Origin of the sequence: Pandoraea eparura, assembly GCF_902459725.1 — a bacterium.
GTDB lineage: Bacteria > Pseudomonadota > Gammaproteobacteria > Burkholderiales > Burkholderiaceae > Pandoraea > Pandoraea eparura.
The window spans coordinates 63,831-80,386 of the sequence record NZ_CABPSH010000014.1 but is presented as its reverse complement, the minus strand read 5'-3'; the positions used below and the strand labels follow the sequence as shown (position 1 = coordinate 80,386).

The window sequence follows — 16,556 nt, the reverse complement described above, 5'->3', positions numbered from 1 at the left end:
TAAATTGTGTCCGCTGACTCTTTCATTTAACATAATGTACATTATGCGAATAATTGATGGCTCCCGAAAGCGCCGCGCGAAGCCGTATCCAGCCCAATACGCAGCGGTTCTCCACTGACGGTTTCGGCGCCAGCCGGTCTTTTCGGTAAACTGCCGGTATTTACGGGACGGTTCACCGCCCGTTGCTTACTCAGTCTGCCCATGTCAAATACCCACGAAGTCCGCCCCGGCCAGTCCATCGAGCTGCTCAAGGAACTCCATATCCTCACGCGCGACGGCAAGATGAACCAGGACAGCCGGCGCAAGCTCAAGCAGGTCTATCACCTGTTCCAGTTCATCGAACCGCTGCTCCAGGAAGTCAAGGCCGAGCGCGGTCGCGTCACGCTCGTCGACCACGGTGCCGGCAAGTCGTACCTGGGCTTCATCCTCTATGACCTGTTCTTCAAGGCGCTCGCGGACGACTCGCATATCTACGGCATCGAGACCCGCGAGGAACTCGTCAAGACATCCCAAGCGCTGGCCGAGCGGTTGGGCTTTACCGGGATGTCGTTCCTGAACCTGTCCGTGGCAGAGTCGATCACCTCGCCGGCACTGCCGCCGACGGTCGACGTCGTCACCGCGCTGCATGCCTGCAATACCGCCACCGACGACGCAATTCGCTTCGCGCTGGCCAAGCAAGCGCGCCATATCGTGCTCGTGCCCTGTTGTCAGGCCGAGATTGCAGGCGTGCTGCGCAAAAATAAAGGTAAGCAATTGGCAGGCAACGCGCTCACGGAAATCTGGCGTCACCCGCTGCATACGCGCGAATTCGGCAGCCAGATCACGAACGTGCTGCGCTGCCTGCAATTGGAGGCCCACGGATATCACGTCAGCGTGACCGAACTGGTGGGCTGGGAACACTCGATGAAAAACGAGTTGATCATCGCGCAATACAAGAACCTGCCGCGCCGCCGCCCCGCCGAACGCCTCGAAGAGGTTCTCGCATCGCTCGGGCTGGAAGAAATGCGTGAACGTTTCTTTACCTCGCCAGCACCAGTATCAGAGGGATAAGCCCCACGATCCTGGCACCCTCCGTGCCAAGTCGGATGCGGTGAAGTGCGCAAAGCGCTAAGTCCAACGCGCCACGCGCACGTCCCTCCCCTCATCGCGCCGGTCGAATGAACCCCGAGTGCCGATTGATTTCGTAACGCTGAACGACGACGTCTTTCTCCGACGTCACCACATCGGCGGTGATCGTGTCCGCATCCCGCTCGACCACCTTGCCGAGTTTGAGGCGCGGGTTGCCCATACGCTTCACCCATCCATCCATATTGCTTCGGACCTGATCGACGCTCAATTTAAGATCCTCACGCTGGACCCCAGGTCCGCCGCCCCCCGCAGCGCCAGGCCCCCAGCACGGTCCGCAACCGCCAGGCCCCTGAATCACACCGCCCCGCCCCATCATGCCAGGACCATAACCGTAACCGCCGCCCATCATCCCTGGGCCGTAGCCGTACCCATAACCGCCACCCATCATCCCTGGGCCGTAACCCCGCTCGCCCCCCAGTCGCCATCATTGGGTTGGGCAAGCGCCGAGGTCGCAACCACAAGCAAAGCCGACGACGCGACCATCAAGACGCGCTTCATGGTTCTTCTTTCCATCGCATCAATCTCCTGAACGTGAATCCCGATAGCATGGCCGGTGACGAAACCGCGCGAATGCCGGGCCAATCGTGCATGTTCAGAGTAGGCGACGCACCAAGCCTTACGTTGAGGCAGGTCAAACCCTTGATCCGCCCAACGGTCTGCCGGGGCGCAACCCTGGGCCCATCAAGGATGGCAGCCGCAGACCGACAGCGCGGCACTTGCGTGCCTTGCTTGACGCAAGACAAGCGCCGTACCCAACGCCAGGCCGGCAAAAGCGATGTCCCCAAAGCGGCTCCTTGACATCGGTCAACACCCTAACGAACGCGACCCGCCATTCTGAAAACGAGGCCAGTGTGGGGAGAATTGCCATGTTCAGGGACGTCCGCTTGTCGTTGCTTGTGCCGCTTTTCGCATGCCTATGCACCGTGGGCGCCGCGCTGGCCGGGCCGACGCCGCAACCCGACTCGGAAAACAGCGTCTCGTACATCACTGGCGGTATTGGCGAAGACGACGTTCAGGCGTTTCGCGCCGCAGCGCCACAGTACAACCTACGGATGACGTTCGCGTCGAAGACGGGAAACTACCTCTCCGACGTCGATGTCACGATCACCTCAGACGCCGGGCGGCACGTCCTGGCCGTTCGAACCGAGGGGCCGTTCCTCTTCGTCCGGATACCCGCCGGCGCCTACCGGGTCTGGGCGCATACCCCCGGAATTACGGAATCCCGAAATATCCGGGTGCCCAAGCGCGGGGCCCTCGACCTGCATTTCTCCTGGGAGGATCCCGACTTCCCGGGCGTCCTGCATCTGTGTAAGCGATGTCCAAAACCGCGCCGCCCCTGAGCGACACGCTCACGCCGCAAGACGCCGACGAGCCGACACGCATGCGCGCCACGCCAACCGCGCCCGTTCCCCGTGAATCCAATGGCATCGTCAACGCGCCCGAGGCCGGTCCGAGCCGGCCGCCCGACGCCGAGCGCGGGCTATCGAGCGCCGAGGTGCTGGCCCGGCGCGCGCGCTTCGGCGCGAACGTCGTCGACTACGCGGCGCGCCGCACCTGGCGACTCACGTTGTGGGAAGTCCTGCGCGAGCCCATGTTCCTGCTGTTGCTCGCGGCAAGCGCCATCTATCTCGTGCTCGGCGATGCGGCCGAAGCGTTGACGCTGCTTGCCTTCGTCATCGCGATTGTCTGTCTCACCGTCTATCAAAGCCATCGAACCGCCCAGGTACTCGACTCGCTTCGCGAACTGTCCGCGCCGCGCGCCAAGGTGCTACGTGACGGCACCCGCCAACTGGTGTCCTCCTCGGAACTGGTTCCCGGCGACGTCGTTTTCGTCGATGAAGGCAACCGCGTGCCCGCAGACGGCCTTGCCGTCGAACTTCACGAACTGAGCGTGGACGAGTCGTTGCTCACGGGAGAATCCGTGGCGGTCAGCAAATCCGTCGCCCGACTCGACGTCCGCACCGATCCATCAGGCGACACCGGCGAGCCCGCCGACAGCCAGCTGTTTTTCGGCTCCATGGTGGTCCAAGGGCAAGCGCGCATGATCGTGACCGCCACCGGGCCGAATACGACGCTCGGTCGCATCGGCAAGTCGCTGAGCGGCATCTCGGAAGCGCTTTCTCCCCTGCAGATCGAAACGAGAACCTTCGTCAATCGCTTTGCTGCGGTAGCGATTGCCACGGTCTTTCTGCTCACCGCCATCTATCGCTGGCGCGTCGGTGAGTGGCTGCCCGGCATCCTCGCCGGGATCACGCTGGCGATGGGCATCCTGCCTGAAGAGATCCCCGTCATCCTCACCGTGTTCTTCGCATTGGGCGCGCGCCGTATCGCCAAGGAAGGCGTACTCACGCGCCGGATGAGCGCGATCGAGGCGCTTGGCCAGACCTCGGTGCTGTGCGTCGACAAGACCGGCACGCTGACACAGAATCGCATGTCGGTCAGCGCGCTCGTCGCCCATGGCCGGCGGCTTGACGTCGGCCCATCGACACCGCGGATCGATGCCGCCTTTCACGAGTTGATCGAGTACCTGGTGCTCGCCAGCGAAATCGAACCCATCGATCCGATGGAGCGCGCGTTCCACGAGACCGGCCGCCTCGAACTCGCGGGCACCGGTCGCCTGCACACCGACTGGTCGCTGGTGCATGAGTACGCGTTGACGCCTGCGGTACCCGCGATGTCCCACGCCTGGCGCACCCCGGCGCCGGAGCATCATTCGATCGCGTGCAAGGGGGCGCCGGAAGCCGTCTGCGCCCTTTGCCATCTGGACGCGACGCAAACCCAGACGGTGCTCGGCCAGGCGGCGGCCATGGCGTCGGGCGGGTTGCGGGTGCTGGGGGTGGCGAAAGCGTCGCACTCGCACGCTGAGTGGCCGAAGGATCAGCACGGCTTCGCGTTTACATTCCTCGGGCTGGTCGGTCTGTCCGATCCGGTCCGGCCGGAAGTTGCGCAGGCCATCGCGCAATGCCACGCCGCCGGCATTCGCGTGGTGATGGTGACCGGCGACTATCCCACAACCGCGCAGGCCATTGCCACCGAGGTCGGCATCAACAGCCGACGGATCGTCACCGGGCAGGCCCTGGCGGCCATGGACGACGCCCAGGTGCGCAACGCCGTCATGAAGGTCGAGACCTTCGCCCGCATCCGGCCCGAGCAAAAGCTTCGTCTGGTGAACGCGCTGCGTGACAACGGTGAAGTGGTGGCGATGACGGGGGATGGGGTGAACGACGCGCCGGCCCTCAAGGCGGCCCACATTGGCATTGCGATGGGATTGCGCGGCGCGGAAGTGGCGCGCGAAGTCTCGGCGCTGGTGCTGCTGCGCGACGACTTTGCCCCCATCGTGTCCACCATCCGGCTCGGGAGACGCATCTACGCCAATCTTGTCCTCGCGATCAGCTACACCATCGCGGTGCACGTTCCCATGGTCGCGGCGGCCGTGGTGCCGATTCTCGTCGGCTTGCCGCCCATGCTCGCGCCGATCCACATCGTCTTTCTGCAACTCGTGATCGATCCGGTCTGCTCGATCGTGTTCGAGAACGAGCCGGAAGACCCGCGTCTGATGCATGCCCCGCCTCGGCGTCCCGGTGCGCGACTCCTGTCGTCTCGCACCGTCCTGCAATTGGCCTCGGTCGGCGCATTGGCCGGTGCGCTGGTCCTCGGCGTTTACGCGGGTCTGCTGCAATATGCGAGCGCCTCCGCGAACTCGCTCCCGTTGGCGCGCACGATGGCCTTCGAACTGCTCGTCGTGGTCAATGTGGCGCTGATCTTCGTGGTTCCGATGGTGTTGCGCACAGCACGTCCCGCGTGGGGGCGTCCGCGAAATCGATACCTCTGGCGGGTCTTGGGCATGACGGGCGTGGCGCTTGCGCTGCTGATCACCGTGCCGTCGCTGGCACGGCTGTTTGGACTCGTGGCACTGCTCAATCCTTGAGCACACGTCAAAATCGACTTGATAAAGCCCCGATACCGCGCATCCGGGAGCGCACCTGATCCGTATGGATCAATACGCTCACCCTCGGTCGTCACACCATGCCGAATCCCCGCCTGCTTATGCCGGACACGACGCGCTATCTCGCACCGAAGGTGCTATATTGCGCGGAACGTCAATGCTATGGCCGATGCCAGGGTCTCTCCCGCATGAACGACATGCCCAGCAGTGCCAACCGAGCACGTCCATCAACCCCTCAGCGCCCGAGCGACCCCAGTGCCGACACCGCATGGCGCGATGCATTGAACCGAACACTGTCGGCCGTGGGACAAGAAGACCGCGAAGCCTTCGCCGCCCTCTACCAGATGACATCGGCGCGTCTGTTCGGTGTGATCCTGCGAATGATCCGCGACCGGGCGGAAGCCGAGGACCTGCTTCAGGAGGTTTTCGTCAGCGTCTGGCGACGCGCAGACGGCTTCGACCCCGAGCGCGGCAACGCCATGACGTGGCTCATCACGTTGGCTCGCAACCGAACCATCGACCGTTTGCGCGAGCATCGCGAGGCCGCCCTCGATGAGGCCGACGCGCTCGCCATCCCATCCGACGACCCCACGCCTGCCGCGCTCGCCGAAGCGTCCGAGGAACGACAGCGCCTCGAGCAGTGCCTGCAACGCCTCGAGCCACAACAACGTGGCGTGGTTCGCGAGGCGTTCTTCACCGGCGCTTCGTACAGCGAGCTCGCTGCTCGCCTGAGCGTGCCCCTCGGCACGATGAAGAGCTGGATACGCCGTAGCCTAATGCAACTGAAGGTATGTCTCGAGCAATGAATACGCCCGCCAACCAAGACGACGAGCTGCGCTGCGCCGAATATGCCCTCGGCGTGCTGAGCGCTGCCGAACGGCGCGAACTCGAGCAGGCCGCCGACGCCGATCCTCGCATTCAGGCAAGCCTTCACCAGTGGCAAGCGCGTATCGCGCAATTGGCCGAAGATGTCGCACCGGTCGCCCCGCCGCCGCGCGTGTGGCAACGCATTCGGCGCGATCTGGGAGTCCCGATGGAAGCACCGCGCGCCGCGCGCCCGGTACCCGCCACCTGGTGGGACAATTTGCGCCTCTGGCGATGGGTGGGACTCGGCGCAAGCCTCGCGGCGCTTGCCCTGCTCGCCGTGAACGTGGTGACCCTAATGCCTTCGCGCAGCCCGTCCGCCGTAACGGCCAATGCTTATATGGTGTCGACCATCGCTCGCCAGGACGGCGTTGCGCACTGGACCGCAACGGTCGACAGGCGTCGCTCAAGCATGGTCGTGGTGCCGGTGCTCAAGCCGGTCATTGCCGCCGGCCGCGCGACCGAACTGTGGTTGATCCCGCATAATGCCAAACCCATCCCGTTGGGCGTATTCGCGTCGGATCAACCCGCGTCGATGACGCTCTCCCCCCAGATCCTCGCGCAGATGGACAGCAACGCCGTGCTCGCGGTGTCCGTCGAGCCGCCGGGGGGCTCGCCCACCGGCCAACCGACTGGCCCAGTGGTCGCCACCGGCGCCATCCGGCCCGCGTGAGCGGCTGAGCTACTGAACGACTGAAGGTCTGAGAGGGCCTTAGGATCCAACAATCTGAAGATCTAAGAATCTAAGGGGTTAAGGGTCTGAGGGTCTGAGGGTCTGAGGTCGAAGGTCGAGAAGCGAGGGGCGAGGGTCTGAGCACCCTGCGGCGTTTCGGTCATCGTTTGACTTGAAGGGGGTTGTCCGTGCGTTGGACACCCCCTTCTTCGCTTTCCGGATCGTCCCGCCCTCCACTTTCATTCAGATTTTTCTCCCGCGCGTGCATCCGGTGACGCTTGACGCTCGTATATAGCAGCATCGAGTCCTCAATCCGCGTCTGGAGCCCGCATGCTCGCTGCTGTCGCCCTGTCGTTCGCTGGACTGTGCGTTGTGTTCGCGCTCGCGTGGCTTTACCAATGGCGCTCGCATAACGCCGGCATGGTCGACCCGGTCTGGGCGGCCGCGCTCGGGAGCGTCGCGATCGTGGCCGCCTGTCTCGGCACCGGCCACCCTATCAACCGCGCCTTCGTCGGTGTGGCCGGTGGCCTATGGGGCCTGCGTCTGGCAATGCATCTCTGGCGTCGCAACTTCGGCCACCCGGAAGACGCGCGCTACCGACAATTTCGCCAACAGTGGGGCAAGCATACCGGTCGCAACATGTTCTGGTTTTTCCAGTTGCAGGGCGTAATCGCCCTGCTCCTCGCCGCGGCGTTCTTCGTGCCGGCATTTGACGAGCACGCCCCGGCGCCATTGGCGGTCGCCGTCGCCGCGCTCATCTGGCTGGCCGCTGTGGCAGGTGAGGCGTCGGCTGACCGTCAATTGCGACGCTTCACCGCCGTCGCCACCCATCGGGACCAGGTCTGTCAGGTGGGCTGGTGGCGTTACTCGCGCCATCCCAATTACTTCTTCGAGTGTGTGCACTGGTGTGCTTACCCCATCCTCGCGATCGGAGCGCCCTTGGCATGGATCACGCTCGTCCCGCCGCTGCTCATGGCCTGGCTGCTGCTCAAGGTGTCTGGCATCCCACTGCTCGAAGCCCACCTCATGCAATCCCGTCCCGCCTACAAGACGTACATGCAAACCACCAGCGCGCTCATTCCCTGGCCCCCCAGGAAGTCCGGCGAGACGCCGCTGCCATGACCCCGTTCGTTGAAGACAGGAGCCCGACGCCATGACCGTCTCCCTCACGCAACCACCCGCCACACACGTCACGTCGCCCGACGAAAGCGGTCTTATCCGACTCTGCGAGCGGGGCCTTGTGCCAGACGTTGCGCTACGGGCGGGCATGCGCATGCTGATGCGCCAACGCTTGCGCGAGACGCATGCGCACGATCCCGAGCGAAGCGCGGAAGCGCTCGCCGCATTCGTCCGTGAACTGCACGCAAGCCCGATTGCCGTTGAGGCGCAGACCGCCAACACGCAGCACTATGAGGTGCCGAGCGAATTCTTCGTCGAGCACCTCGGGCCAGCCATCAAGTATTCGTGCTGCTACTACCCCAATGGCGACGAGACACTGGCCCAGGCCGAGCAGGCCATGCTCGCGCTCTACGCACAGCGCGCCGACATCGCCGACGGTCAGCGGATTCTGGATCTCGGATGCGGCTGGGGCTCGCTCTCGCTCTGGCTGGCTGAGCGATATCCCGGCGCACAGATCGTCGGGCTGTCGAACTCCCACGGTCAGCGCCGCTTCATCGAGGCGGCGGCGGCGCGGCGCGGGCTGCGCAATCTGCGAATCGTCACTGGCAACGTGGCCGACTTCGACTTCGATGACGGCATCGCATCAGGATTCGACCGCATCTTGTCCATCGAAATGTTCGAGCACATGAAGAACTACGGCGCGCTGCTCGCCAAGATCGCGCGCTGGCTGAACGACGACGGCACCCTGTTCGTCCACCTCTTCGCACATCGTCACGTCGCCTACCCCTTCCAGAACCACGATGGCAGCGACTGGATGTCGCGACACTTCTTCACCGGCGGCACCATGCCCAGCGCCGATCTGCTGCTGCACTTCCAGGACGACCTGCGCCTCGCGAACCGCTGGTGGGTCGACGGCCGCCATTACGCGCGCACGGCCAACGACTGGCTGGCGGCCCTGGATGCGTCGCGCGACAGAACACTGCCGATGCTCAAGGCGGCCGGGTATGGCCCGCAGGCCGGCATTCAGTTCCAGCGCTGGCGCATGTTCTATATGGCGGTCGCCGAACTGTTCGGCTATGCCCAAGGCCGCGAATGGGGCGTTGGACATTATCTGTTCGAAAAGCGGAGCCGTCGGGCATGAGCCGCCGATCCGCCATGACCTGGCGGGCATTGCGGATTCGGCCGCGAGGCGCGCATTCGTGGGTGGCGCACCGTTTTTTCAAGCGCGATTGCATCCGGGCGCGCCCGTGGTTCGTATAACCACAAAACCTCGACGAGACAAGTCAATGAACGCATCGACCGCCGCCCTGCCCCCCGGACAACGCGTCGCCGTGGTGGGCGCGGGGATTGCCGGACTGGCCAGTGCCTATCTCCTCGCACGAAAGCATCACGTGACCGTGTTCGAGGCAGGCAATTATGCCGGTGGGCATACGAATACCGTCGACGTCTCGCTCGACGGGCATTGCGCGCCTGTCGACACGGGCTTTCTGGTCTTCAACGATCGCACCTATCCCAACCTGATTGCGTTGTTCGATGAACTCGGGGTGAGCGCCATCGCGAGCGATATGTCGTTCTCGGTATCGGTCGACGATGGCGCCCTGGAATGGGCTGGCACCAACCTGAACACTGTCTTTGCCCAACGTCGCAACCTCTATTCCCCGAGCTTTCTTGGGATGCTGCGCGATGTGCTGCGCTTTAACGCGTCGGCAGAGCAGCACTTGCAGAGCGCCATGCGCGAGCGTCAATCGGTGGGCGACCTGCTGTTGGCGAACGGCTACGGGCAACCGTTTCAGCACCACTATCTCCTGCCGATGGCCGCCGCGATCTGGTCAAGCCGTGCGGCCGACATCCTGCACTTTCCGGCCGCGACGTTTCTGCGCTTCTGTCTGAATCACGCGCTACTGCAGATCCGGCAACGTCCGCAATGGAAAACCGTCGCCGGTGGCGGACGCGCATACGTGCGCCGGTTGCTGGCAACGCTCGACGATGTGCGACTGCGAACGCCCGTTCGGCGCGTCACGCGCGAGCGCGATGGGGTAACGCTCTCGTTCGGCGACGGAGCCTCGCAGCGTTTCGACGCCGTCGTTCTCGCCGGTCACGCGCCGGACAGCCTGAAACTACTGGGCGATGCCGACGCTTCCGAGCGTCAGATACTCGGTGCCGTGCGGTATCAACCGAACATGGCGGTCCTGCACACGGATCCGAAATTGCTACCGCGCCGCCGCCGTGTCTGGTCCGCGTGGAACTATGTCAGTCAGGCGGGCACGGCCGCCGACGCGCACCGTCCCGTGTGCGTGAGCTATCTGATCAACCAGCTCCAGGCCCTGCCGTTCACGTCCCCCGTGATCGTCACGCTCAACCCGAGCGACGAGCCGGCGCCGGACAAGGTGTTGGGACGCTACGCCTACGAACACCCCCTGCTCGATCTGGCCGCCGTGGACGCCCAATCGCGCCTGCCGGATATTCAAGGCCGCCAACGGACATGGTTCGCGGGCGCGTGGACCGGCTACGGCTTTCATGAGGATGGCCTGAAATCCGCGCTGCGGGTGGCGGGCGATTTCGGCGTGATGCCGGCGTGGGCGAAGCTATGAGCACGAAGGACGCGATGGCCGGTGCATCAACACCACCCGCCTGGCTGCTGCGCGGCCGTGTGACCCACGAACGGCTGCATCCGGTCCGGCACGCGTTCACTTATTCGATGTTTCAAATCGCTTGCGATGTCGGGCGTCTCGATGCCTTGCGCAGCCGGTGGTTTGCGCTGGACGAACGGCGCCCCCTCGCCCTGAGATCGCACGACTACGGTCCTCGCGACGGCAGTGCGCTCGCGCCCTGGATGCGCGCGCGTCTGGCGGAAGCCGGGATTCCGGCGGATGGCACCCTCTGGCTGCAGACGATTCCGCGCATGGCCGGCTATGCGTTCAACCCGGTGAGCTTCTGGTATTGCCACGACCGCCAGGGAAACCTGCGCGCGTTGTACGCCGATGTGCGCAACACGTTCGGTCAACACCACGGGTATCTGCTCAGTGCCGACGGACATGCGGCCATTTGCGGCGACACCCGGCTCTTTTGCCGGAAAGTCTTTCATGTCTCCCCGTTTTGCGACGTGCAGGGCGAATACGAATTTCGCGTTCGCCGCAAGGGCGCGATGTGGTCGGTCGCCATCGACTATCGCGTCGGCACCGAACTGCTGCTACGCACGGCGATCGCGATGCGAGCAGAACCTTTCACGGGAAGGCGCGTGCTGCGTGCCGTGCTGTCGCAGCCCCTCAATGCCCTGAACGTCGTTATCAGAATCCACTGGCAAGCGCTGAGGCTCTGGCTCAAGCGCGTGCCATTCCACGGCAAGACGCCGCCCACGCTACGTGCAACGGCGCCGGAGCGCGCCGCTTGCGCTGACCGGGAGATCCGTCCATGATTCCGCTCCGCCTATTCTCCATGCGTCCCAACGCACCGATGTCGGCCCGCCTGTTCATCGCGTTGCTTCGCCGCATTCACTCCGGACATTTGACGCTGGTATGCCCCGACGGCACCGTGCATATGTTCGGCGATCCCCATAGCGCGCCGGGCGCGACGCTTCACCTGCACGACTGGCGCGCCTGTCGTCGCATCATGCACGCTGGCGACATCGGGTTCGCCGACGCCTATCGCGCCGGCTGGGTCGATTCGCCCGACATGGTCACGCTGCTCCGGCTGGCGATACGCAATCTCGCCTCGATCTCCAGCACCGTGACGGGCTCTCGGATCGCGCGTATCTGGTATCACCTCCGGCATCGCCTGCGTGGCAACACCAAGTCGGGTAGCCGTCGCAATATTCACGCGCATTACGATCTCGGCAACCGCTTCTATGAATTGTGGCTTGACTCGACCTGGACCTACTCGAGTGCCTGGTTCGACGGCGATAGCCACCGTTCGCTCGCCGACGCCCAGCATGCCAAGTATCAGCGAATCATCGATACCTTGGCGCTGCGCCCCGGCGATCGCGTGCTGGAAGTGGGATGCGGATGGGGCGGATTTGCGCTGCACGCGGCCCGGCAAGGGATTGCGGTGCATGGCATCACACTGTCGCAGGCACAATTGACGCTCGCCCGTGCCCGCATTGACGCGCAGGGCCTGAGCCACTTGGCCGAGATCTCGCTCACGGATTACCGCGACGTGCAGGGTGAGTTTGCCGCCATCGTGTCCATCGAGATGTTCGAGGCCGTGGGGGAAGCGTATTGGCCGGCGTACTTCTCAATGCTCAAATCACGCCTGCGCCCCGGTGGCCGTGCGCTGATTCAGTCGATCACCATCGAAGACAACGCCTTTGACGCATACCGCGCGTCAAGCGACTTCATCCGCGAGTTCATCTTTCCGGGTGGCATGCTGCCAAGCCCCGAGCGCTTCGTCAGCACCTCGGAAGCCTGCGGCATGACGGCCGTCGAGACGTTGCGCTTCGGTCGCGATTACGCCAGGACGCTGCAGCACTGGCATGCGGCCTTCGAAGCGCAAATCGACGCGGTGCGTGGGCAAGGCTTCGACGACACCTTCATCCGGTCGTGGCGACTGTATCTTCAGTATTGCGAGGCGGCGTTCGCAGAGCAACGCATCGATGTGCGGCACTTCGTTGTCTCGCACGGGTGTTGACGCGGGCGGCGGCCCGCCAGATCGCGCACGGCTTGCAACGATGCGAGCATGCGTGTGAATGAGGCACGCTCACGCGCTCTACTCGATGACATGCCGTCGCGCCCGCCGCGCCGCGTGGAGCTGGCGCTCCGCCTCGCTCAACAGTGCCGACACGGCGGCCGGCGCGCCGCCGGACATGGGCGTCGCACCACCGAATGTCGCAGGATCGCCGATCGCGATACCCACACTCGCCGTCAGGGACACGCGTTCGCCGTTCGGCAACGTCAACGCCGTAGCTTCAATACGGCCACGCAGCAGGTCCGCGAATTGCTGCGCGCGAATTGGGTCGAGCACACGCGCCAGAATCACAAACCCATCCGCCCCCAACCGGGCCACTACATCCCCGGGCTGAGAAGTATTGAGGCACACCGCGCCGACGCGGCGCAGCACATCGTCGCCCGCGCCATGCCCCCAGGTCGCGTTGATCTGCGTGAAGTGGTCGACATCGAGCTTGATCAAGGCGACCAGACCCGGCGTCGGCATCGCCCACAGGGCCTGCGCCTGCCGCACGAAGGCCTGCCAATTCATCAGTTGCGTGAGCGGGTCGGTATCCGCGCTCATCTCCAGGTCGCCCAGTAACCGCGCGCGCTCGCCGCGCAGTTGCCGCAACTCGAGTGCGTTGAGCCTGAGCACGCGCAGCGCATCGAACACGGCGCGCACCTGTGGTCGGTACATCGGCACGCCTTCGCCCGGCACCGCCCCGTCGAGATGGCCCTGCGCCAGGGCATTGACGCAACGCGTTGCCGCCTCGAACGGCAGCACCACGTGGCGACGGATATGGCGCAGCAAAACGACCATGGCCAGCCCCAGCGCGAGCGTAGCAAGCGCCGTGCCGACCAGCCACTTGAGCGCCAGTGAGGCCTGGGCGTCGACGTTGCGCCGCGCCAGCGTCAGCATGGTGTCGCGGAAGTCGGTGATCGCGTGCATGGTCGGCACGTAATGGCCGGCAAACTCGGCCGTCGTCGGCGCGACATGCGCCGGCGAACTCGCCAGCGTGCGCACCGTGGCCACGTAATGCAATCCCGCCGTGAAGTACTGGGCGTTCAGGGCGTCAAGCGCCTTGGGACCGAGTTCAGGGGGATCGATCATGCGAGCGGCAATCATGTCGTGCAGTTGATCGATGCGTCCGAGCGTGCGCTCCAGGGTGCGCTGATCGGCCTCAGTGAGCGGCGCCCCGGTGGTGAGCGACGCGGTGAAGTGCGAGCCGAGTTGACCGGCGGACTCGCGCAGATCTGCGGCCAGACGGGCGAGGACGACATAGTGAAGCGCGTCAGGCGCGCCGCGCGAAATCACGTCGATGCGCGACGATGCCACGGAGGTGAACTCGGGGATGACACGGATCATGCGATCGACAGCATCGCGCACGTCCGCGTCGCTGCGTTTCTCGCGTGGGCGTTGCACCAGCAGGTCGACATTCGCGCTGGCGGCCGCCAGATCCAGGCGCGCACGCTCGACGACCCGCAAGCTGCTGCCGCATGCGTCGCAGCGGTCGGTCGAGAGCGCCGACAGCAGTTCCTGCAGGCGCGCGTTGGTCGCCTCGCGCGCGTTGCGCAGCGCAGTGACCGACGCGTTGGGAAGCGGAAGATCGGCGCCCAGCACGGCATTGGCCGGCCCCCGCTCGGCGGACGCCTTCTCCATCGCCAACAGCGTTGCCCGCAGGGCCTCCAGCGCGAGTGAGGCGTCGCGGGCGCGCTGGTACGTTCCCCAGGACCACGTCAGCAGACCGACGCAGAGGACAACGACGCTGCCGACCACGGCGAAATTCAGCCACCGAAGGTGGCCAGTCAGCGGAACGGCGGAGAGTAACGTGCGCTTCATTGACGATGACACCGCCGGCCACACGGTTCGGGGTCCCACGCAGGCTGCACTGGATGGCGCCATGACGGCGGCCATCCAAAGCAGGTCTCGGACACGTGGCGCCCGGCACTTGGCACCCACGCGCCGGCATCACGACGATGTCGGCTGGCGGCGAAATCAGGTCGCAAAAAAAGCGGCGGACATCGACGCGGCGCCATTGTCGCACAACGCGCCGGGGCGTCCAGGCCCATGCGCGGCCGTCACAGGTCGATGGCCACCTCGGTGCCCTGCAGGATCGCGCGCTTGGCGTCGAGTTCGGCCGCCACATCGGCGCCGCCGATGACATGCACGCGCGCCCCCGCCGCCCGGAGACCATCCGCCAGTTCGCGCAAAGGCTCCTGTCCGGTACACAACACTACGTTATCGACGGGGAGCACGTGTGGCGTGTCGTCGATGGTGACATGCAAGCCGTCGTCGTCGATCCGGCGATAGGTCACCCCGGGGATCATCTCGACGCCGCGATGCTTGAGCGAGGTCCGGTGAATCCAGCCGGTGGTCTTGCCCAGGCCATCGCCCACCTTCGATGCCTTGCGCTGCATCAGGTAGACCTTGCGAGGTGACCTCTGCGGCTCCGGTGGGCGCAGGCCACCGGCGTGCGCGTAGTCGCGGTCGATGCCCCATTCGGCGTAAAACTTCGCTGGCGCCAGCGTGGCGCTCTCACCCGCTTGCGTGAGGAACTCGGCCACATCGAAGCCGATGCCCCCCGCGCCAATCACTGCGACGGTCCTGCCGACCGATGCGCCACCACGCAGCACGTCGATATAGCTGAGCACCTTGGGGTGATCCACGCCCTCGATCGCCGGGGTGCGCGGCACCACGCCGGTCGCCAGCACGATGTCGTCATACCGGCCGTCGACCAGCGAAGTTACCGTCGCACGCGTGTTGAGTTGCACCTTGACGCCCGCGGTATCCAGTTCGTGGCGGAAGTAGCGCAGCGTCTCGAAGAACTCTTCCTTGCCGGGAATCCGCTTGGCCATGTTGAACTGCCCGCCGATCTCGGCATCGGCCTCGATGAGCGTGACGTCGTGTCCCCGCCGGGCCGCCACCGTGGCCGCCGCGAGACCCGCCGGGCCAGCGCCGACGACGGCCACGCGACGCGGGCGTCCGGCCGCCTCGATGCGCAGTTCCGTCTCGTGGCAGGCGCGCGGATTGACCAGGCAGGAGGTGATCTTGCCGCTGAACGTGTGATCGAGGCACGCCTGATTGCAGCCGATGCACGTGTTGATCGTCTCGGCGCGGTCGGCGGCCGCCTTGTTGACGAACTCGGGATCGGCCAGCAGTGGTCGCGCCATCGACACCATGTCGGCTTCGCCGTCGGCGAGAATGCGCTCGGCCACCTCCGGCACGTTGATGCGGTTGGTCGTGATGAGCGGAATGCCGACGTGCCCCTTGAGCTTGCCGGTTACCCACGCGAATGCGGCGCGCGGCACGCTGGTGGCGATCGTTGGGATGCGAGCTTCGTGCCAGCCGATCCCCGTGTTGATCAGCGTCGCCCCGGCCGCCTCGACCGCGCGGGCCAGTTGCGCCACTTCCTCGAAGGTGGACCCTCCTTCAACCAGATCGAGCATCGACAGGCGGTAGATGATGATGAACTCGCGCCCCACGCGCTGGCGCACGCGCCGCACGATCTCGACCGGGAATCGGATCCGGTTCTCATAGCTGCCGCCCCAGGCGTCGGTGCGATGATTGGTGCGCGCGGCGATGAACTCGTTGATCAGGTAACCCTCGGAGCCCATGATTTCTACCCCGTCGTATCCCGCCTGCTGCGCGAGCGCGGCGCAGTTGACGAAGTCGTCGATGGTCGCCTCGACGTCGTCGCTCGTCAGTTCGCGCGGCTTGGCGGGCGTGATGGGCGCCTGCAAGGCGCTCGGCGCGACCAGGTCGGGATGGTAGGCGTAGCGCCCGAAATGGAGAATCTGCAGGGCGATCTTGCCCCCGGCGGCGTGCACGGCCTGCGTCACCACGCGGTGTTTCTCCGCCTCGTCCGCGGTGCTGAGCTTCGCGCCGCCCGCATAGGGCCGACCGGCGTCGTTCGGCGCGATGCCGCCCGTCACCATCAACGCCACGCCGCCGCGCGCCCGTTCCGCGTAGAACTCGGCCATGCGCGCAAAACCATTGCGCGCCTCTTCGAGCCCGACATGCATCGAGCCCATCAGCACACGGTTGCGCAACGTCGTAAAGCCCAGATCCAGGGGCTGCATCAGGTGGGGATAGCCGCTCATCGTTGTCTCACTTGTCATTCGGCACGGGCCGTGGGTTTTGGCAGGGACTACCCGGCAAGCACAGGACGCGTCGTGCGCGCGTCTT

The 16,556-nt window shown here is 65.1% G+C and carries 13 protein-coding genes; 10 read left to right on the top strand and 3 right to left on the bottom strand.

Features of this window, described 5'->3' with window-relative positions:
- The first annotated feature begins 201 nt into the window (after positions 1-201).
- Entirely contained in the window at positions 202-1,050 is an 849-nt protein-coding gene (locus PEP31012_RS20950) for a class I SAM-dependent methyltransferase (protein ID WP_150591228.1), read from the top strand.
- 91 nt (positions 1,051-1,141) lie between these two features.
- Here PEP31012_RS20950 and PEP31012_RS23755 read toward each other — a convergent pair whose 3' ends face one another.
- Positions 1,142-1,309 carry a hypothetical protein gene (locus PEP31012_RS23755; protein ID WP_217427158.1) on the bottom strand — a complete coding sequence of 56 codons (168 nt, stop codon included), beginning with the start codon at positions 1,307-1,309 and terminating at the stop codon, positions 1,142-1,144.
- Positions 1,310-1,994: 685 nt separating this feature from the next.
- Between PEP31012_RS23755 and PEP31012_RS20945 the strand changes: the two genes are divergently transcribed.
- The 9 genes from PEP31012_RS20945 (at position 1,995) to PEP31012_RS20905 (ending at position 12,353) form a co-directional block, all read left to right on the top strand.
- Entirely contained in the window at positions 1,995-2,468 is a 474-nt protein-coding gene (locus tag PEP31012_RS20945) for a carboxypeptidase regulatory-like domain-containing protein (protein WP_150591227.1), read from the top strand.
- A gap of 41 nt (positions 2,469-2,509) precedes the next feature.
- Complete coding sequence (locus PEP31012_RS20940; protein ID WP_150591236.1) at positions 2,510-5,056, top strand: cation-translocating P-type ATPase; 2,547 nt, start codon at positions 2,510-2,512, stop codon at positions 5,054-5,056.
- 206 nt (positions 5,057-5,262) lie between these two features.
- Positions 5,263-5,880 carry a sigma-70 family RNA polymerase sigma factor gene (locus tag PEP31012_RS20935; protein ID WP_150591226.1) on the top strand — a complete coding sequence of 206 codons (618 nt, stop codon included), beginning with the start codon at positions 5,263-5,265 and terminating at the stop codon, positions 5,878-5,880.
- Positions 5,877-6,611, top strand: coding sequence for an anti-sigma factor (locus PEP31012_RS20930; RefSeq protein WP_150591225.1), 735 nt, complete (start codon positions 5,877-5,879; stop codon positions 6,609-6,611). The genes PEP31012_RS20935 and PEP31012_RS20930 overlap by 4 nt, the downstream gene beginning before the upstream one ends.
- A gap of 330 nt (positions 6,612-6,941) precedes the next feature.
- The gene (locus PEP31012_RS20925; protein ID WP_150591224.1) at positions 6,942-7,733 is read left to right on the top strand and encodes a DUF1295 domain-containing protein; all 792 of its coding nucleotides are present in this window, start codon (positions 6,942-6,944) and stop codon (positions 7,731-7,733) included.
- 31 nt (positions 7,734-7,764) lie between these two features.
- Positions 7,765-8,871 (top strand): SAM-dependent methyltransferase, encoded by a 1,107-nt coding sequence (locus PEP31012_RS20920; protein ID WP_150591223.1) that lies wholly within the window; start codon positions 7,765-7,767, stop codon positions 8,869-8,871.
- 145 nt (positions 8,872-9,016) lie between these two features.
- Positions 9,017-10,321, top strand: coding sequence for an NAD(P)/FAD-dependent oxidoreductase (locus PEP31012_RS20915; RefSeq protein WP_150591222.1), 1,305 nt, complete (start codon positions 9,017-9,019; stop codon positions 10,319-10,321).
- Positions 10,318-11,145, top strand: coding sequence for a DUF1365 domain-containing protein (locus PEP31012_RS20910; RefSeq protein ID WP_150591221.1), 828 nt, complete (start codon positions 10,318-10,320; stop codon positions 11,143-11,145). Before PEP31012_RS20915 ends, PEP31012_RS20910 begins: the two co-directional genes overlap by 4 nt.
- Complete coding sequence (locus PEP31012_RS20905; RefSeq protein ID WP_150591220.1) at positions 11,142-12,353, top strand: SAM-dependent methyltransferase; 1,212 nt, start codon at positions 11,142-11,144, stop codon at positions 12,351-12,353. The genes PEP31012_RS20910 and PEP31012_RS20905 overlap by 4 nt, the downstream gene beginning before the upstream one ends.
- Before the next feature lie 78 nt (positions 12,354-12,431).
- On the opposite strand, the gene PEP31012_RS20900 is transcribed toward PEP31012_RS20905, so the two are convergent.
- Positions 12,432-14,210: a GGDEF domain-containing protein gene (locus tag PEP31012_RS20900; protein ID WP_174978347.1), complete on the bottom strand. Its 1,779-nt coding sequence runs from the start codon at positions 14,208-14,210 to the stop codon at positions 12,432-12,434.
- Positions 14,211-14,449: 239 nt separating this feature from the next.
- On the bottom strand, positions 14,450-16,471 hold the full coding sequence (locus PEP31012_RS20895) for an NADPH-dependent 2,4-dienoyl-CoA reductase (RefSeq protein ID WP_150591218.1): 2,022 nt from the start codon (positions 16,469-16,471) through the stop codon (positions 14,450-14,452).
- Positions 16,472-16,556: the final 85 nt, after the last annotated feature.

What these genes read in the sequence shown, in the direction of transcription:
- PEP31012_RS20945 (WP_150591227.1), top strand. Translation starts at nt 1,995, where the DNA reads ATGTTCAGGGACGTCCGCTTGTCGTTGCTTGTGCCGCTTTTCGCATGC.
- PEP31012_RS20940 (WP_150591236.1), top strand. Translation starts at nt 2,510, where the DNA reads ATGCGCGCCACGCCAACCGCGCCCGTTCCCCGTGAATCCAATGGCATC.
- PEP31012_RS20895 (WP_150591218.1), bottom strand. Translation starts at nt 16,471, where the DNA reads ATGAGCGGCTATCCCCACCTGATGCAGCCCCTGGATCTGGGCTTTACG.
- PEP31012_RS20925 (WP_150591224.1), top strand. Translation starts at nt 6,942, where the DNA reads ATGCTCGCTGCTGTCGCCCTGTCGTTCGCTGGACTGTGCGTTGTGTTC.
- PEP31012_RS20915 (WP_150591222.1), top strand. Translation starts at nt 9,017, where the DNA reads ATGAACGCATCGACCGCCGCCCTGCCCCCCGGACAACGCGTCGCCGTG.
- PEP31012_RS20935 (WP_150591226.1), top strand. Translation starts at nt 5,263, where the DNA reads ATGAACGACATGCCCAGCAGTGCCAACCGAGCACGTCCATCAACCCCT.
- PEP31012_RS20930 (WP_150591225.1), top strand. Translation starts at nt 5,877, where the DNA reads ATGAATACGCCCGCCAACCAAGACGACGAGCTGCGCTGCGCCGAATAT.
- PEP31012_RS20910 (WP_150591221.1), top strand. Translation starts at nt 10,318, where the DNA reads ATGAGCACGAAGGACGCGATGGCCGGTGCATCAACACCACCCGCCTGG.
- PEP31012_RS20905 (WP_150591220.1), top strand. Translation starts at nt 11,142, where the DNA reads ATGATTCCGCTCCGCCTATTCTCCATGCGTCCCAACGCACCGATGTCG.
- PEP31012_RS20950 (WP_150591228.1), top strand. Translation starts at nt 202, where the DNA reads ATGTCAAATACCCACGAAGTCCGCCCCGGCCAGTCCATCGAGCTGCTC.
- PEP31012_RS20900 (WP_174978347.1), bottom strand. Translation starts at nt 14,210, where the DNA reads ATGAAGCGCACGTTACTCTCCGCCGTTCCGCTGACTGGCCACCTTCGG.
- PEP31012_RS23755 (WP_217427158.1), bottom strand. Translation starts at nt 1,309, where the DNA reads ATGGATGGATGGGTGAAGCGTATGGGCAACCCGCGCCTCAAACTCGGC.
- PEP31012_RS20920 (WP_150591223.1), top strand. Translation starts at nt 7,765, where the DNA reads ATGACCGTCTCCCTCACGCAACCACCCGCCACACACGTCACGTCGCCC.